At 74.6% G+C, this 16,108-nt stretch carries 16 protein-coding genes; 8 read left to right on the forward strand and 8 right to left on the reverse strand.

Annotated features, from left to right (window positions below; all coding sequences use genetic code 11):
- Both AE652_RS47390 and AE652_RS47395 read right to left on the reverse strand, forming a co-directional pair.
- Positions 1 to 927: serine/threonine-protein kinase (locus AE652_RS47390; protein WP_199823103.1), on the reverse strand; the 927-nt coding region annotated here is incomplete at its 3' end.
- The gene (locus tag AE652_RS47395; RefSeq protein ID WP_049652438.1) at positions 924 to 1,685 is read right to left on the reverse strand and encodes a hypothetical protein; all 762 of its coding nucleotides are present in this window, start codon (positions 1,683 to 1,685) and stop codon (positions 924 to 926) included. The genes AE652_RS47390 and AE652_RS47395, both read right to left, overlap by 4 nt.
- A 299-nt stretch (positions 1,686 to 1,984) precedes the next feature.
- On the opposite strand from AE652_RS47395, the gene AE652_RS17475 reads away from it, so the two are divergent.
- Entirely contained in the window at positions 1,985 to 2,392 is a 408-nt protein-coding gene (locus tag AE652_RS17475; protein ID WP_143204672.1) for a hypothetical protein, read from the forward strand.
- A 312-nt stretch (positions 2,393 to 2,704) separates the two neighbouring features.
- On the forward strand, positions 2,705 to 3,487 hold the full coding sequence (gene nagB / locus AE652_RS17480; RefSeq protein WP_049652442.1) for a glucosamine-6-phosphate deaminase: 783 nt from the start codon (positions 2,705 to 2,707) through the stop codon (positions 3,485 to 3,487).
- Between the two features lie 179 nt (positions 3,488 to 3,666).
- On the opposite strand, the gene AE652_RS17485 is transcribed toward nagB, so the two are convergent.
- From AE652_RS17485 to AE652_RS17495, 3 genes are all read right to left on the reverse strand, one after another.
- The gene (locus tag AE652_RS17485) at positions 3,667 to 4,797 is read right to left on the reverse strand and encodes an aminotransferase class I/II-fold pyridoxal phosphate-dependent enzyme (RefSeq protein WP_049652444.1); all 1,131 of its coding nucleotides are present in this window, start codon (positions 4,795 to 4,797) and stop codon (positions 3,667 to 3,669) included.
- Positions 4,794 to 5,450 (reverse strand): transcriptional regulator, encoded by a 657-nt coding sequence (locus AE652_RS17490; protein WP_049652446.1) that lies wholly within the window; start codon positions 5,448 to 5,450, stop codon positions 4,794 to 4,796. The genes AE652_RS17485 and AE652_RS17490 overlap by 4 nt, the downstream gene beginning before the upstream one ends.
- A gap of 100 nt (positions 5,451 to 5,550) precedes the next feature.
- Positions 5,551 to 7,161, reverse strand: coding sequence for a beta-propeller fold lactonase family protein (locus tag AE652_RS17495; RefSeq protein WP_049652448.1), 1,611 nt, complete (start codon positions 7,159 to 7,161; stop codon positions 5,551 to 5,553).
- Between the two features lie 306 nt (positions 7,162 to 7,467).
- Between AE652_RS17495 and AE652_RS17500 the strand changes: the two genes are divergently transcribed.
- From AE652_RS17500 to AE652_RS17520, 5 genes are all read left to right on the forward strand, one after another.
- Complete coding sequence (locus AE652_RS17500; RefSeq protein WP_049652449.1) at positions 7,468 to 7,917, forward strand: Rrf2 family transcriptional regulator; 450 nt, start codon at positions 7,468 to 7,470, stop codon at positions 7,915 to 7,917.
- 149 nt (positions 7,918 to 8,066) lie between these two features.
- Positions 8,067 to 9,248, forward strand: coding sequence for a globin domain-containing protein (locus tag AE652_RS17505; RefSeq protein WP_049652452.1), 1,182 nt, complete (start codon positions 8,067 to 8,069; stop codon positions 9,246 to 9,248).
- Positions 9,249 to 9,455: 207 nt separating this feature from the next.
- Complete coding sequence (locus AE652_RS17510) at positions 9,456 to 10,217, forward strand: (Fe-S)-binding protein (protein ID WP_049652454.1); 762 nt, start codon at positions 9,456 to 9,458, stop codon at positions 10,215 to 10,217.
- Positions 10,214 to 11,629, forward strand: a complete 1,416-nt coding sequence (locus AE652_RS17515; protein WP_049652457.1) for a lactate utilization protein B — start codon at positions 10,214 to 10,216, stop codon at positions 11,627 to 11,629. Before AE652_RS17510 ends, AE652_RS17515 begins: the two co-directional genes overlap by 4 nt.
- Positions 11,626 to 12,360 carry an LUD domain-containing protein gene (locus AE652_RS17520; RefSeq protein ID WP_082345797.1) on the forward strand — a complete coding sequence of 245 codons (735 nt, stop codon included), beginning with the start codon at positions 11,626 to 11,628 and terminating at the stop codon, positions 12,358 to 12,360. Before AE652_RS17515 ends, AE652_RS17520 begins: the two co-directional genes overlap by 4 nt.
- On the opposite strand, the gene ddaH is transcribed toward AE652_RS17520, so the two are convergent.
- The gene (gene ddaH / locus AE652_RS17525) at positions 12,347 to 13,174 is read right to left on the reverse strand and encodes a dimethylargininase (protein WP_049652461.1); all 828 of its coding nucleotides are present in this window, start codon (positions 13,172 to 13,174) and stop codon (positions 12,347 to 12,349) included. The genes AE652_RS17520 and ddaH overlap by 14 nt on opposite strands.
- Before the next feature lie 256 nt (positions 13,175 to 13,430).
- Positions 13,431 to 14,324 carry a 4Fe-4S domain-containing protein gene (locus AE652_RS17530; RefSeq protein ID WP_049652464.1) on the reverse strand — a complete coding sequence of 298 codons (894 nt, stop codon included), beginning with the start codon at positions 14,322 to 14,324 and terminating at the stop codon, positions 13,431 to 13,433.
- A 217-nt stretch (positions 14,325 to 14,541) separates the two neighbouring features.
- Here AE652_RS17530 and AE652_RS17535 point away from each other — a divergent pair, with 217 nt between their 5' ends.
- Positions 14,542 to 15,324 (forward strand): SGNH/GDSL hydrolase family protein, encoded by a 783-nt coding sequence (locus AE652_RS17535; protein ID WP_049652465.1) that lies wholly within the window; start codon positions 14,542 to 14,544, stop codon positions 15,322 to 15,324.
- A gap of 39 nt (positions 15,325 to 15,363) precedes the next feature.
- Here AE652_RS17535 and AE652_RS17540 read toward each other — a convergent pair whose 3' ends face one another.
- Positions 15,364 to 15,792, reverse strand: coding sequence for a DUF2809 domain-containing protein (locus AE652_RS17540; RefSeq protein WP_049652467.1), 429 nt, complete (start codon positions 15,790 to 15,792; stop codon positions 15,364 to 15,366).
- Between the last annotated feature and the right edge of the window lie 316 nt (positions 15,793 to 16,108).

Genomic DNA, 16,108 nt, shown 5'->3' on the forward strand with positions numbered 1-16,108 from the left:
CCCGGGGGCAAGGCAGGCGGCGACCACCGGCCGCCAGCGCACCGGCAGCGCCTCGTGCAGCCGGAGCGGCGCGGCGCCCCGCGCGTACGCCTGGGCGGCCAGCGAGCGGGCCCGGCTGGTGGCGCCGAGGAAGGGGTGCAGGCCGCCGGTGAGCACCTGGTGGGCGATCACCCCGAAGGCCCAGACGTCGGCGCTGGGGCGCACCGCGATGCCGCGGGCGCCGGTGCGCTCGGACCACCACTCGGGCGGGACGTGGTCGGGCGAGCCCAGCGGCGGGGCGTAGGCGTGGGTGCCCTCCAGCTCGGCGGTGAGGCCGAAGTCGGCGATCTTCGCGGTGCCGTCGGGCATCAGCAGGACATTGGCCGGTTTCAGGTCCCCGTGCACCCAGCCGACCCGGTGCATGTGGCTCAGCCCGGCACAGACCTCGGCCAGGATCCGCTCGGCGCCGGGCACCGCGGCACCGGGGCGGGCCTCGCCCAGCAGGTCCTGGAGGCTGCCGGCGGCGCGTTCCATCACCAGGGCGACGGCACCGTCGAGCGCCGGGTGGTCCGGGTCCTCGACGGTGGCCACGGCGAGGGTTCGGATCAGGTGGGGGTGGTCGGCGCGGCGGCTGAAACGCTGTTCGCTGCGGGCCATCCGGGCCACGGTCCGGCGCTGGCCGGGGGCGAACCGGGCCGCGCCGAGGATCTTGACGGCGGCCTGGCTCCCGTCGGGGCCCTCGGCGGCGTACACGCTGCCCCAGGCACCCGCGCCGAGGAAGGCGCCGAGGCGGTAGCCGGCGATCGGGTAGCCCTCCGGGACCGCGAAGGACGGGCCCCCGGACGGCCCGGGGTCGGAACCCGGCTCCGGCTCGGGCTCGGACCGCGGCGACGGCTCCGGCTCCGGCTCGGACCCCGGCGACGGCTCGGACGGGGCGCCGGGCGTCACGGCCGGGCGACCGGGCGCCGGGGCGGGAGCAGGGCCAGGTGCTCCTCCCGGACGAGGTCGAACTTCAGCGCCAGCGCCACCAGTTCCTCGCGCTTGCCGCCGGCCGGCCCTTCCTCGTACGGCTCGCGCAGCCGCAGCTTGGCCTCCACCAGGTAGTCGATGTGGTAGTTGACCGCCGAGCGGCTCAGCCCGCGGCAGCCGGGCAGGGCGCGTAGCCGGGCGAGCACCTCGGTCACCCCGGGGACGGCGGCGGCGGAGGGCGAGCGCAGCCGGGGCTCGCAGAGCGCGAGCAGGACCAGGAAGTACTTGGCGGTCGGGTCCAGGGCGAACGGGCTGACGGTGTGCTCGCCGTCGGCGCCGCCGGGCCGCCCGTCGAGGTAGGCGTGCTGCGGGGCGAAGACCTTGAGGGCCGCGGGCTCGCCGAGCGCGGGCAGCAGCACCCGGGAGAGTTCGAACGGGACGGGGGCGCCGAGCCGGCCGGGCGCGACCTTGACGTGCTCCCCCGCGCCCTCCAGGTTCTCCACCACGTAGGTGACCGAGGTGCTGAAGTTGGACAGCCGCCAGTAGTCCTCGGCCGCGACCACCTCCCCCGCCCGGCGGGAGACGCCCTGGTCGGGCAGTGGGATGGGGACCGGTCGGCCGGGCTCCCCGCGCCCGAACACCGCGGTCTCGCCCGGGCCCATCCGCAGCAGGCCGGGGGCCCCACCGGGCCTCATCCCGGGCCCGGGGCCGGGCAGTTGGACGATGACCGTGTCCACGCGGCACCTCCGTGGGATCGGGTCGATACCTCCGCGGGATGGGGTCGATGGTATCCGTCCTATTCGCCCCGGGGGCAAACCCGCCACCCGGACGGGTGAGGAACCGCCCTTTTCCACCCATGAACTGATCATCCGTCAGGACTGGAGTTGTCCGTGTGCTGAACAGATGAGGAATGGTTGCAGGATGTAGTTGAACGGTCACCATGAGTGTGACGCAACGCACACACAACACGTTCACGATGTGTGCAAGACTCATCTCAAGGAGTGAGATTCCCTTAATTTCCAAGGAGGTTCGTATCATGCGCGCTCGGATCGCAGCTGTGGTGATGGCGGCAGCAGGGATCGCCGGCCTGACGGCGGCCCCGGCCATAGCGGCCACCGCGACGTCCGACACCGACACCGCGCTCTGCGCCACGGTGCTCAACCAGCCCTGCATCTCGCACCAGGCCGACGGCGCCGGCATCGTCGGCGTCGCCCAGGTCAGCGCGGACCCGGGCCAGTTGACGCTGGTTCGGGTCGAGGTCCGCACCCAGGCCGCCTGGGGCAGCCCCTGGGAGGCGGTCGCCTCCGCGACCACCGTCCGGTTCGGCTCCGCCAAGGCGGTCACCCCGCGGGTGACCGCCGGTGCCCCGCGCATGATCTGCGCGACCGCCGGCCCCGCGCTGGACGTCGCCAAGCAGGTCACCACCTGTACCCGCCCGTTCTGATCGCGGGGTCGCCGAGGCACCGCACCCGCCACCCCCACGCCGTCCGTACGACCGGGCAGCCGTCCGGACGACCAGGGGGGCGGGAAGCAGTGAAGAGCACCACCACCGGGGCCGGCCGCCGGGACATCCCGTCCCGACGACCGGCCCCGGCCATGCCGATCGGGCGGCAGCCGTCCCGATCAGGCAGAAGAGGCGGTGGCGGAGATCATCCGGAACGCGGACCCGGGTGGACCTGGGGCACCCCTTCACGGCAAACTGGTCTAGACCTTGGAGGTCTAGACCTCAGCCTCGCCTCAGAACGGTGGACCCAGTATGGAAATCGTGATCGTCCCTGACGCCCGTGCGGCCGGCGAACTCATCGCCGCGGCGATCACCGATCTGCTGACCGACAAGCCCGACGCCCTGCTCGGCGTGGCCACCGGCTCGACCCCGCTGCCGATCTACCAGGCCCTGGCCGAGCGGGTCCGCGACGGCCGACTGGACGCCGCCGAGGCGCGCATCTGCCAGCTGGACGAGTACGTCGGCCTGCCCGCCGGCCACCCGGAGTCCTACCGCTCGGTGGTGCTCCGCGAGGTCGTGGAGCCGCTCGGCCTGACCGAGGACTCCTTCCTGGGCCCGGACGGCAACGCCTCCGACATCGCCGCGGCCGCCACCGCCTACGACCGCGCGCTGGCCGAGGCCGGCGGCGTCGACCTCCAGCTGCTCGGCATCGGCACGGACGGCCACATCGGCTTCAACGAGCCCTGCTCCTCGCTCTCCTCCCGGACCCGGATCAAGACCCTGACCCGGCAGACCCGCGAGGACAACGCCCGCTTCTTCGACAGCCTCGACGAGGTCCCGCACCACGTCATCACCCAGGGCATCGGCACCATCCTGGAGGCCCGCCACCTGGTCCTGCTCGCCACCGGCGAGGCCAAGGCCGAGGCCGTCGCGCTCGCCGTCGAGGGCCCGCTCTCCGCGGTCGTCCCCGCCTCGGCGCTGCAGCTGCACCCGCACGCCACCGTCGTGGTGGACGAGGCGGCCGCCTCCCGCCTCAAGCTCGCCGACTACTTCCGCGACACCTACGCGGCCAAGCCGGCCTGGCAGAAGCTCTGAGCACTCCCGGGCAGCGGCCTTGACGGCCGTGGCGGCCGGGGCGCCAGCCACCGACTCCCCTCGGTGGCCGGCGCCCCGGCCGTTTCGCCGTACGGAGACGCCGCTCAGTACCGCGAGCACCGCTCAGCACGGGAAGCACCGCTCAGCCTGAGAGCGCCGCTCAGCACGGGAAGCGCCGCTCAGCGCTTGCGGAGCCAGTCGGCGAAGGCCGCCAGGCCCGGGCCCGGGTCGCGGCGGCCGACGCCGATCCGGAACCGGTCGACCGGGGTCGGGGTCAGCTCCGAGCGGAAGATCCCGGCGGGCAGCAGCAGCACGCCCGCCTGCTCGACCAGCGCGGTGCAGAACTCCTCCACGCCATCCGGGCCCAGGTAGCGCGGGAAGGAGACGCAGCCGCCGTCCGGCGCGCGCCACTCGAAGAGGTCGGCGAACTCGGCGAAGAAGGCGTCGAACAGCGGCAGGTTCCCGGCGATGATCGCGCGGTTGCGGGCCAGGATGCGGTCGCGAGCGGTGATCGCGATCCGGGCCAGCACCTCGCTCGGCGCCGAGTTGCAGATCGTGGTGTAGTGCTTGGCCCGCTCCAGGCGCGAGCGCAGCTCCTGGTCCCGGCAGGCGATCCAGCCGATCCGCAGGCCGGGCAGGCCGAGCGACTTGGAGGTCACGTTGAGCGAGAGGGCCCGCTCGGAGAGGTCGGCGGCCTGCGGCAGGGCGCGGGCCGGGTCGCGCTCCAGGCCGCGGTAGACCTCGTCCGAGAACAGCCGGACGCCGCGCTCGTCGCAGAGCTCGGCCAGCCGGACGAAGTCGGCGGTGTCGATCACCGTGCCGGTCGGGTTGTTCGGGAAGTTGACCGACAGCACCCTGGTGTTCGGCCGCAGCGCCGCCTCGACCGCGTCCAGGTCCAGCGCCCAGTCCCGCTCCGGGTCCAGCGCGACGCCGGTGACCTCGCAGAGCGAGAGCGGGACGGTCTCGGCGGACTGGTAGTTCGGGGTCAGCACCACCGCGTGGTCGCCCGGTTCGAGCAGGACCTGCATGGCGAGGTTGAGCCCCTCCTGGGCGCCGCCGAAGCAGATCACGTCGTCCTCGCCGACCCGCTCGTACATCCCGGCGACGGCGCGGCGCAGCCCGGGGTCGCCGAAGGTCTCGGTGTAGCCGAGGGCCAGGGTGTCCCAGGCCTCGCGGTCCTCGGGGCCCGCCAGGGCGAGCAGTTCGGCCATCGTCATGGTCTGCGCGTCGGAGGCGGTGAGGTGGTGGCGGGCGGTGAACTCCCAGCGCGAGAAGTGGGTTTCGAGCCGGAAGTCGGGGAGCCTGGTCACTGGTGGTCCTCCTCGCCAGGGCCCGCGGGGTGCTGCTTGAGCTCGGCGAGCAGGCTGTAGGCGCTGGAGCGGGAGATCCGCAGCGCGGTGGCGACGACGGGGACGGCGCGCCGGACGGCGAACACTCCCGCCCGGTCGAGTTCGCCCAGGACGGCGAGCCGGTCCTCGCGGGTGAAGCGCTCCAGCGGGCGGCCCTGGGCGCGGACGTACCCGCCGACCACGTCGTTGATCCGCTCGGTCCAGTCGCGCTCGAAGAGCGGTTCGGGGCGCGGCGCGGTGGGGGCGGCGAAGCCGGCCAGCAGGGCGGCGGCCTGCTCCAGCGGGCCGCGGTCGAGGTTGACGCAGAGCACCGCAGTGGGCTTCCCGTCGTCGTCGCGCAGTACGGCGCTGACGGAGGAGAGCCGGCGTCCGTCGGGCAGCAGCTTCGCGTACGGGCCGTAGACGTCGGGGGCGGAGGGGTCGATCCCGTCGAGCTCGCCGAGCAGTGACGGGTCGCCGGGGGCCCGGGGGGTCATCGGGTTCCAGACGGCGAGGACCCGGTCGGTGGCGGTGTCGTGCAGTACGACCTCGGCGTACGGGCCGAGCAGCAGGGCCACCGCGCGGCAGACCGGGGACCAGGTCCGTACGCGGGGGTCGGGGTTTTCCGAGGACATGCCTGGACTGTACGTCCGGATCGGACACTTGGTCCAGGGCTTTTCGCGCCCCGGGCCCCGCCGGAGGGTTCCGGCGGGGCCCGGGGCGGCTGCCCGTGCGCTACTTGCAGGTGATCAGCAGCCCGAGCACCGCGGAGCAGCTGCGGGTGGCCCGGCTGGTGGCGGGCGACGGGTCGGCGGGCGCCCCGGCGGTGCGCGCCACGGTGACGTCCCAGCTGCGGAGCAGGGTGAGCAGGCCGACGCCGACCGAGAAGTGCCGGGTGGTGCTCGCGCCCTTGGCCAGCGGCGCGGTCAGCGCGCAGTTCAGCTTCCCGGCGGCGACGGTGCAGTCGCCGGAGGTGGTGGTCAGCCCGGCGGGCAGGTCGGCGGCGACGGTGGCCGTGGTCACCGGGTCGGGGCCCTGGCCGGTGAGGGTGACGGTGTAGTCGACCCGGCTGGAGAGCAGCCCGGTGACCGGGGTCGCGGTGAGCGCGACGCCCAGGTGGGCGGCCGGAGCCGTGTAGGTGAAGCGGTCGGCGGCGACGGCCGCGCTGGTGCCGCCGGGCCCGGTGACCCGCACGTCCACGGCTCCGGCGACGGTGGTGGCGGGGGCGGTCGCGGTGCAGCTGGTCTTCGTGCAGCTGAACGAGGTGGCGGCGCCGGCCGCGCCGAAGGTCACGGCGGTGGCGCCGGCCAGGTCGGTGCCGGTGATGGTCACCGCGGTGCCGCCCGTCCCGGAGCCGCCGTTCGGGCTGATCGCGGTCACGTCCGGCACCGGCAGCGGGAAGGTCACCACGTCGACGGCGCTGCCGGTGAAGTCGGCGAGGTAGCCGTGCCGCCCGTCGGCTGTCAGGGCCAGGCTGTACGGGCTGGCGCCCACCGGGACGGTCGCGGTGACCGTCCGGCTCGCGGTGTCCACCACGCTCAGGGTGTTGTCGGCGTAGTTGGAGACGTAGGCCGCCGTGCCGTCCGGGGAGACGGTCACCGCGTAGGGGCCGGAGCCGACGACGACGGTGCCGAGGACCGTACCGGCCGCGGTGTCGATCACGGCGGCGGTGCCGTCGTCGCCGTCGGCGGTCCACAACCGGGTGCCGTCCGGGCTGAGCGAGAGGCCGAAGACGCCGTGGCCGACCGGGACGGTGCCGCTCACCGTGCCGCTCGCGGTGTCGACCACGGTGACGGCCTTGGCGCCGGACGCGGCGACGTACAGCCGGGTGCCGTCCGGGGAGACGGCCAGGCCGTGCGGCTCGGCGCCGACCGGCACGGTCGCGGTCACGGTGTCGGACGACGTGTCCAGCACGCTCACGGTGTTGGCGGCGGCGTTGCTCACGTAGGCGCGGGAGCCGTTCGGCGCGAGGGCGAGGCCCCAGGGCTGGGCGCCGACCGGGACGGTCGCGGTGACGGCGTCGGTCGCGGTGTCCACGACGCTGACGGTGTTGTCCAGGTGGTGGGTCAGGTAGGCCCGGTGCCCGTCGGGCGACACGGCCACGGCGTACGAGCCGGACCCGGCGGTGAAGCCGCCGGACACGGTGTTGCTCGTGGTGTCGAGCACGCTGACGGCGCCGCTGCTCTGGCTGGTCACATAGGCGTGGCCGCCGTCCGGCGTCAGCGCGACGCCCGCCGGGTACGGCGCCACCGCCAGGTGCGCGGCGACGGCCGGCGGCGGTGTGACGGCCTCGGCGGTCGCGGGCAACGACAGCAGTGCGGCCGTGGTCGCGGATATCGCGGCCACGGCCGTCCGGGTACGACGGGGTGTGCGGGGTGTTCTCACGGGTCTCTCCAACTGCTCGGCACGGACGAACGTGTGGTGGTGCTGTGGTGGGTTCGGAGCCGGGGGAAGCGTAGAAGCCGCCCTGACTTTCCGTCAGGGAGTGACTACTAATGTCGCCAAATGTTCAGATCCGATCGCCGCGCGAGGGTGCACGGACCCGCCACGGCCCCGACCGGGCCGAGGGCTCCGGATCGACGTGACCGGGGTCTCGATCGGCGTCGTGCAGAAAATTGGAGTTGCGGAGTCGCATTCGATAGCGTTCCGAACGTGAGGCTGACCAAGAGCACCGACATCGCCCTGCGGATCGCCATGCGACTGGCCGTCCTGGGCGAGGGCGACAACCCGACCACCCGCGAGGTGGCCGCGTCGGTCGGCGTGCCGTACACCCACGCGGCGAAGGTGGTCAGCCGGTTGCAGCACCTGGGGGTGGTGGAGGCCCGGCGCGGTCGCGGCGGCGGGCTGATGCTCACCTTCGCCGGGCGGACCGGTTCGCTCGGACTGCTGCTGCGGGAGCTGGAGGGGGTCGGCGACGTGGTCGGCTGCGAGGACGACCCGCCCTGCCCGCTGCGGGCCGCGTGCCGGCTGCGCGGAGCACTGCGGGGCGCCCAGGAGGCGTTCTTCGCCGCGCTCGACCACCTCTCCATCGACGACCTGGTGGCCTCCCCCACCGGGCCGGTCCTGCTCAGCCTCACCGCGAGACCCGCCGACACCGCCTGACCCACCGGCGTCACCGGCACCGCCGGATCCACCGAGACTGCCGGACCCACCGAGACCGCCGGACCCACCGGCCGATCGGCCCACCGGGGCCGCGCGCCTCTTTCACAGCCTTTAATGCGAATCTCAAATACCAGTTAGGAGCCCGACTGATGCTGTCCGCGAAGTCCACCGAGGTCATCGAGGCCACCCTGCCCGTCGTGGGCGCCGCCATCGGCGACATCACCCCGCGCTTCTACGACCGGCTGTTCGCCGCGCACCCGGAGCTGCTGCGCGACCTCTTCAACCGGGGCAACCAGGCCAACGGCACCCAGCGCGAGGCGCTGGCCGGCTCGATAGCCGCCTTCGCCACCGCCCTGATCGCCGACCCGGACCAGCGGCCGGACGCGATGCTCGCCCGCATCGCCCACAAGCACGTCTCCGTCGGCATCGACAGCAGCCAGTACAAGATCGTCCACGAGCACCTGTTCGCCGCCATCGTGGAGGTGCTCGGCGAGGCCGTCACCCCCGAGGTCGCCGCCGCCTGGGACGAGGTCTACTGGCTGATGGCCAACGCGCTGATCGCCGTCGAGGACCGGCTGCGCGCCGAGGCCGCCGCCGGCGGCGACCCGGCCGACCTGTGGCGCCCCTACACCGTGATCGCCCGCCACCAGGAGACCGAGGCCGTCACCAGCTACCTGGTCCGCCCCGCCGACGGCCGCCCCGTCCCGGCCTTCCGCCCCGGCCAGTACGTCTCGGTGCGCACCGAACTGGCCGACGGCGCCCGGCAGATCCGCCAGTACAGCCTCTCCGGCGGCGCCGACGGCGCCCTGCGCTTCAGCGTCAAGCGCGAGGACGGCGGCGAGGTCTCCGGCCACCTGCACGACCACCTGAAGGCCGGCGACCCCGTCGAACTGGCGCCCCCGCTGGGCGACATCGCCCTGGCCGACGGCGACGGCCCGGTGCTGCTCGCCTCCGCCGGCATCGGCAACACCCCGATGACCGCCATGCTCGACCACCTCGCCACCACCGGCTCCACCCGGCGGATCGTCTCCGTCCACGGCGACCGCGACCAGCTGAGCCACGCCTTCCGGGCCGAACTGGCACGGCTCACCGCCGACCTGCCGAACGCGGACTCGCACGTCTTCTACGAGCGGCCGCTCGGCGAGTGGCCGGCCGAGCGCACCGGCCTGGTGGACCTCTCCACCGTCGAGGTCCCGGCCGGCACCACCGCCTACCTCTGCGGGCCGCTCCCCTTCCTGCGCGCCGTCCGCGAGCAGCTGCTGACCGCGGGCGTCCCGGCGGCGGACATCCACTACGAGGTGTTCGGGCCGGACCTCTGGCTCGGCGCCTGAGGCCGTGAGGCCCTGAGGCCCGGAGGCTGACGTCCCCGGCCGAGGTCGCACGGCCGAAGTCCCACCGCGGCACCGGTCCGCTCGGTACGATCACGAGCGGTCCGGTGCCGATCGGCTTCCGGCGTCCGGCAGTTCGGCATCCGGCGATTCGACCGTCCGGCGGTTCGGGCGTCCGGCGGGGGTCCGGTTCGGCAGAAGGGAGCCCGGATGCGGGTCGCGCTGTTCGCCACCTGCGTCAACGACGCGCTGTTCCCCGCCACGGCGGTGGCCACCGTCCGGCTGCTGGAACGGCTCGGCGTGACGGTGGACTTCCCCGCCGGGCAGACCTGCTGCGGGCAGCCGCAGTACAACACCGGCTACCGCAGGGGCTGCGAGCCGCTGGTCCGGCGGACCGCGAAGGCCTTCGCCGGGTACGACCACGTGGTGACGCCCTCGGGCTCCTGCGTGGCGATGGTCCGGGACAACTACCCCCGGATCGGTGCCAGGGCGGCGACCGAGGGCCGGGGCACCGAACTCGCCGACCTGGCCACCGACCTGGTGCCCCGGGTGGTCGAGCTGACCGAGTTCCTGACCGACGTGCTCGGCGTCGAGGACGTCGGCGCGTACTTCCCGCACACCGTCACCTACCACCCCTCCTGCCACGGCCTGCGCCTGCTCGGCCTCGGCGGGCGCCCGCGCCGGCTGCTGGGCGCCGTCGAGGGCCTGGAGCTGGTCGAGCTGCCCGGGGCCGAGGAGTGCTGCGGCTTCGGCGGCACCTTCGCGGTCAAGAACGCGGCGGTCTCGGCGGCCATGGCCGAGGACAAGATCGCCAACGCGCTCGGCACCGGTGCCCGCGTACTCTGCGGCGCCGACAACTCCTGCCTGCTGCACCTCGGCGGCACCCTGCGCCGCCGGGGCGCGCCGCTGCGGCCGCTGCACCTGGCGGAGATCCTGGCCAGTACCGAGGAGCACCCCTGGAGGCCCGTGTGAGCGGTACGTTCCTCGGCATGCCCGCCTTCCCGCAGGCCGCCGCCAAGGCCGTACGGGACGAGCGGCTGCGCGCCAACCTGCGGCACGCCACCCGCACCATCCGCGACAAGCGGGCCCGGGCGGTCGCCGAACTCGCCGACTGGGACCGGCTGCGCGCCGCCGGGAAGGCGATCAAGGACCACACGCTGCGCCACCTCGACCGCTACCTGGTGCAGTTGGAGGAGTCCGTCACGGCGGCCGGCGGCACCGTGCACTGGGCCGCCGACGCCGAGGAGGCCAACCGGATCGTCGCCGGACTGGTCAAGGCCACCGGGCGGACCGAGATCGTCAAGGTCAAGTCGATGGCCACCCAGGAGATCGAGCTCAACGAGGCGCTGGCGGCCGAGGGGATCACCGCCTACGAGACCGATCTCGCCGAGCTGATCGTGCAGTTGGGCGACGACCGGCCCTCGCACATCCTGGTGCCGGCGATCCACCGCAACCGGGCGGAGATCCGGCAGGTCTTCGCGGACCGGATGGCCTCCTGGGGCCGCCCGGCGCCCAGGGGCCTCACCGACTCGCCCGCCGAACTCGCCGAGGCCGCCCGGCTGCACCTGCGGGAGAAGTTCCTGCGCGCCGAAGTCGCCGTCTCCGGCGCCAACTTCATGGTGGCCGAGACCGGCACCCTGGTGGTGGTCGAGTCCGAGGGCAACGGCCGGATGTGCCTCACCCTGCCGCGCACGCTGATCTCGGTGGTCGGGATCGAGAAGGTCGTGCCGACCTGGCGGGACCTGGAGGTCTTCCTCCAGCTGCTCCCCCGCTCCTCCACCGCCGAGCGGATGAACCCGTACACCTCGCTCTGGACCGGGACGACGGAGGGCGACGGCCCGTCCAAGTTCCACCTGGTGCTGCTGGACAACGGCCGCACCGCCGCGCTCGCCGACCAGGTCGGCCGCCAGGCGCTGCGCTGCATCCGCTGCTCGGCCTGCCTCAACGTCTGCCCGGTGTACGAGCGGGCCGGCGGGCACGCCTACGGCTCGGTCTACCCGGGGCCGATCGGCGCCATCCTGACGCCCCAACTGCGCGGCACCGCGAGCCCGGTGGACGCCTCGCTGCCGTACGCCTCCTCGCTCTGCGGGGCCTGCTACGAGGTCTGCCCGGTGGCGATCGACATCCCCGAGGTGCTGGTGCACCTGCGCGAGCGGGTCGCCGAGCAGGGCGGGCACCCGCTGGAGCGGGCCGCGATGGCCGCCGCCGGGTTCGTGCTGGACCACCCGGCGGCGCTCGCCGCCGCCGAGCGGCTGGCCGGGCGCACCCGGTCGCTGCACCCGCGCCGGCTGCCCGGGCCCGGGCGGGCCTGGACCGACACCCGGGACCTGCCGGAGGTGCCGGCCGAACCGTTCCGCGACTGGTGGCGGAGGAACCGCGCATGACCGCATCCGATTGGCCCGAACGGCCTTCGAACTCCCGGGAGTTGGTGCTCGGCCGGATCCGGGCCGCCCTCGGCGACGCCGCCGGGGTGGCCGAACAGCCGCTGCCCCGCGACTACCTGACCGCGCACGTGCCGACGGACGACCCGGCGGCGGTGCTCGACCTGCTGCACCGCAACCTGGCCGACTACCGGGCCCTGGTGCACCGCTGCCACGAGGACGAACTGCCGCGCCGGATCGCCGGGTTGCTGGCGGAGCGGGGCAGCCGGACGGTCGTGGTGCCGGCCGGGCTGCCGGCCGACTGGCTCACCGCGGCCGAGGCCGAGGGGGTCGAACTCCTCCCGGACGACGGGACGCTGACCGCCGCCCGGCTGGACGCCGTGGACAGCGTGGTGACCGGCTGCGCGCTGGCCGTCGCCGAGACCGGGACGATCGTGCTGGACGCCGGACCGGGCCAGGGGCGACGGCTGCTCTCGCTCGTCCCCGACCACCACGTCTGCGTGGTGCGGGCCCCGGAGCAGGTCGTCGCCTCGGTGCCGCTCGCGCTGCCCCGGCTCGATCCGGTACGGCCGCAGACCTGGATCTCGGGGCCGTCCGCCACCAGCGACATCGAGCTGGACCGGGTGGAGGGGGTGCACGGGCCGCGCACCCTGGAGGTGCTGCTGGTCACCGCGGCGCCGGAGCCGGACGGAATCCGGGGCGGCGCCGGGGGCGACACCGTCACTCCGGCCTGAGCTCCAGGGTGCAGCACTTCGCCCCGCCGCCGCCCTTCAGCAGCTCCGAGACGTCCACCGGGACGGGCTGGTAGCCGTGCTCGGTCAGTCGGCCGGCCAGGTTCTTGGCGGCCTCCGGCAGCAGCACCCGGCGGCCGTCCGAGACCGCGTTGAGCCCGAACACCTCGGCGTCGGCCCGGTCGGCGAGGATCGCGTCCGGGTAGAGCGCGCGCAGCACCGAACGGCTGTCGGCGTCGAAGGCCTCCGGGTAGTACATGACGTGGTCGTCGGCGAGCACCGCCAGCGCGGTGTCCAGGTGGTAGAAGCGCGGGTCGACCAGGGTCAGGCTGACCACCGGGACGCCGAACAGCTCCCCGGCCTCGGCGTGCGCGGCGCGCGAGGTGCGGAAGCCCGTCCCGGCGAGCACCCGGCGGCCCACCACCAGGTGGTCGCCCTCGCCCTCGTTGACATGCCCGGCCCGGCGCACCTCGCGGTAGCCGCGCTCGCGGAACCAGGCCAGGTAGGCCTCCGACTCGGCGGCCCGCTCCGGGTAGCGGAAGGTGGCGACCAGGGCACGGCCGTCCAGGACGGTGGCGCCGTTGGCGGCGTACACCATGTCGGGCAGGCCGGGCACCGGGTCGATCAGCTCGACGGTGTGGCCGAGCCGGCGGTACGTCCAGTAGAGCCGCTCCCACTGGCGCAGGGCGAGCGCGGTGTCGGTGGGCTGGGCGGGGTCCATCCACGGGTTGATCGCGTAGTCCACGGTGAAGTGCGTCGGCCGGCACATCAGGTAGCGCCGAGGCCGGGCGTGGCGCTCCGGGGTCTGCGTGAGCATGGCTCAACCATCCTTGGATCGCGGGGAGTTCGTCGCACGGAGTTCGGGGTTCACGGGGCCGAACACCTTCGTTCCCAAGGCGGCTGCCCCGACGGAACCGTTCGCACACCCGGGTGGGCGCTCCCGGCGGTCGCACGCCCCCGCGCACCCGGCGCAGGCACCGGCGCACCGACCCTCCGGCGTCGACCGGCGGACCGCGCCACCGGCTACCGGCTACCGGCCAGCGGCAGGCCGTCCCGTACCGGCGGGCCGCCGACTACCAGCGGACCGCGCCGAAGTCCACGGGCCTCGGCCGCAACTCCCGGCACCGCTCGGCCAGCGACCGCAGCCGGCGGTCCGCCTCCTCGGCGGGCATCCGGCGCCGGTCGCCGTGGCCGGGCAGCAGCCACTCGAAGCGCAGCACGCCGAGGCCGCGCCGCAGCGAGGCGGCGAGCTCCTCGATCGAGTACCAGGTGACCGACTCCGCCACCTCGATGTCCCCGGTGGTGCGGGACCAGTACAGGCTGTCCCCGCTGAAGCAGTACCGCTCGTCCGCGACGAAGAGCACGCTGCCCCGGGTGTGGCCGGGGAACGGGTGGGCGACCAGGCCGGGCGAGACCTCCGTCGGCGCGGTGCCGCGCAGCACCCGGTCGGCGTCGGGGGCGGCCGCCAGATCGCCCTCGTGGATCCAGAGCCGGGCGCCGAACCGGTCGGCGTACGCCCGTCCGTGCACGGCGTGGTCGCGGTGCGTGAGCAGGACGTCGGTGACCGGGCCGAGCGCGGCGTACCGGGCGGCCAGGGCCTCGCTGTAGCGCGGCGTGTCGACCATCACCCAGCCGCTGGGACGGCGGCAGAGGTAGGAGTTGGCGCCCGCGGTCTGCCGGGAGTTGTGGCCGAGCAGCAGCAGGTCGTCGGCGAGGGCCAGCGGGAACGGGTCCCCGGCCCGGTCCAGCGGCCCGGTGCCCGGGCGGATGGAACGGGTCGGGCAGGCGTGGGCGGCGGCGAGCAGCTGCCGGCGCTCGGCCGCGTCGCGCGGCTGGCGGACCAGCACCGAGCGGCCCGCGTGCTCGCGGACCAGGTCGGGCGCGAGCTGCCGGGCGACGTCGCAGTTGGTGCACCGGTCGTCGATGGACCAGTTCTCGGGCGGGTCGGGGCGCGGGTCGGTGGTCATGGATGCCTTCCCCCGGGAGGACGGCGGCCGGACCGGCCGCTCCCTTCGAGCATCCGCCGGGCCGGCCGGAAAGCGGAAGGGGGCGCGGATCTTGTGCTTTCCGGGGGCCGGCTCTCTGCGGGCGGGAGGGGCCCACGGGGGCACGTGGTCCATCTCACGTGCCGCCGGAGTCACCTACGGTGGCGTAGGTCACTTGATTGGGTGAACTATCTCTTTCATGCCGAATCTCCAGGAGACCCTTGACCTCGATTCGTATGCCGCCATCGGCGACAGCTTCACCGAGGGTCTGAACGACCCCGGCGTCGACGGCAGGTTCGCCGGCTGGGCCGACCGCCTCGCCGGGATCCTCGCCGACGGGCGCCCGCCGGGCGCCTTCCGCTACGCCAACCTCGCGGTGCGCGGCCGGCTGCTGGACCAGATCACCGCCGAGCAGGTGCCGCAGGTCCAGCGCCTCCAGCCCGACCTGGTCACCTTCTGCGCGGGCGGCAACGACATCCTCCGGCCGGGCGCCGACCCGGACGAGGTGGCCGAGCGCTTCGAGGCCGCCGTCGTCCAACTCACCGAAAGCGCCGGGACGGTGCTGATCTGCACCGGCTTCGACACCAAGGACGTGCCGCTGCTGAAGCACCTGCGCGGCAAGATCGCCACCTACAACGGGCACATGCGCGCCGTCGCCGACCGCAACGGCTGCAAGGTGGCCGACCTGTGGTCGCTGCGCGCGGTGCAGGACCGCCGCGCGTGGAGCGAGGACCGCCTGCACCTGTCCCCCGAGGGGCACCAGCGGGTCGCCCTGCTGGCCGCCCGCTCGCTGGGCCTGCGCACCGCGCAGGACCCGGAGGCCCCGTGGCCGGAGGCCCAGGCGCTCACCCCCGCCGACCAGCGGCGGGAGAACATCCAGTGGGCCCGCGAGTACCTGCTGCCCTGGGTCGGCCGGCGCCTGCGCGGCGAGTCCTCGGGCGACCACGTCGAGCCCAAGCGGCCGGACCTGCTCCCGCTCTGACGGTCCGTCGGGCCGCTCGCCCGGCCCGGGCGGCCGCGTTCAGACGGCTCCGCCGGGTGCCGCGACCCGGGAGGTCCGCAGCACCCGGTGGAGCACCCCGGCGCAGCCCGCGCCGACCAGGTACCAGAGCAGGTCCGGCGGGTTGAAGGTCGAGCCCAGCACCAGCCGGGCCAGGGTGCTGTGCCGCCCCCAGGCGTCCGGCAGTCCGGTCAGCTGGAACAGCTCCACGGCCCAGCTGAGCGCGGCGGCCACGGCGGCGGCCCGGCCGGGGCGCAGCCTCGGCGCGGCCAGCACGAGCAGGGCGTACAGGAGGACGGTGTAGAGCGCGTCCCCGGCGCACTTGGCGAAGTCCCCGCCGAACACGGCCCGCACACCCAGCCCGGCCGCCACGGTCAGCACCGCCGCCGACGCGGCCGCCAGGCGCGTGCGCCGAAGCGCCCGGGAACCGCTCCCCCCAAGATCGTTCACCCGCCCCACGCTACCCCGCACCCCACGGGCTCCGCCTCGGCCCCGCGCCCCACGCACGCCCCGCCGCCCCCGCACCACCCCCGCGACCCGCAAGCGGACCCTCCCCTCCCGGAACCACCGCGCCACCCCGTACGTCACTCCCCCCGATGAAACGTCCGCGCAGGTCGCGGGCGGGGCGAGGACCGGAAGGGACGGGCGGGGACAGTGGCGCACGTGGGTGGGGCCGAGGCGGCCGGGTCGGGGTCGGCGGCGGGGCGGGACGAGCGGACCCGGCGCGGGTTCGCGGTGGCCGGGTTCGCCCCGGCGCAGGACGGGC

The sequence above is a fragment of the Kitasatospora sp. MY 5-36 genome, assembly GCF_001182915.1.
Lineage (GTDB): Bacteria > Actinomycetota > Actinomycetes > Streptomycetales > Streptomycetaceae > Kitasatospora.

Coding starts and splice junctions, on each gene's coding strand:
- AE652_RS17490 (WP_049652446.1), bottom strand. CDS start 5,450: ATGTCCTCGGAAAACCCCGACCCCCGCGTACGGACCTGGTCCCCGGTC.
- AE652_RS17520 (WP_082345797.1), top strand. CDS start 11,626: ATGACCGCATCCGATTGGCCCGAACGGCCTTCGAACTCCCGGGAGTTG.
- ddaH (WP_049652461.1), bottom strand. CDS start 13,174: ATGCTCACGCAGACCCCGGAGCGCCACGCCCGGCCTCGGCGCTACCTG.
- AE652_RS17475 (WP_143204672.1), top strand. CDS start 1,985: ATGCGCGCTCGGATCGCAGCTGTGGTGATGGCGGCAGCAGGGATCGCC.
- AE652_RS17530 (WP_049652464.1), bottom strand. CDS start 14,324: ATGACCACCGACCCGCGCCCCGACCCGCCCGAGAACTGGTCCATCGAC.
- AE652_RS17535 (WP_049652465.1), top strand. CDS start 14,542: ATGCCGAATCTCCAGGAGACCCTTGACCTCGATTCGTATGCCGCCATC.
- AE652_RS17505 (WP_049652452.1), top strand. CDS start 8,067: ATGCTGTCCGCGAAGTCCACCGAGGTCATCGAGGCCACCCTGCCCGTC.
- AE652_RS17510 (WP_049652454.1), top strand. CDS start 9,456: ATGCGGGTCGCGCTGTTCGCCACCTGCGTCAACGACGCGCTGTTCCCC.
- nagB (WP_049652442.1), top strand. CDS start 2,705: ATGGAAATCGTGATCGTCCCTGACGCCCGTGCGGCCGGCGAACTCATC.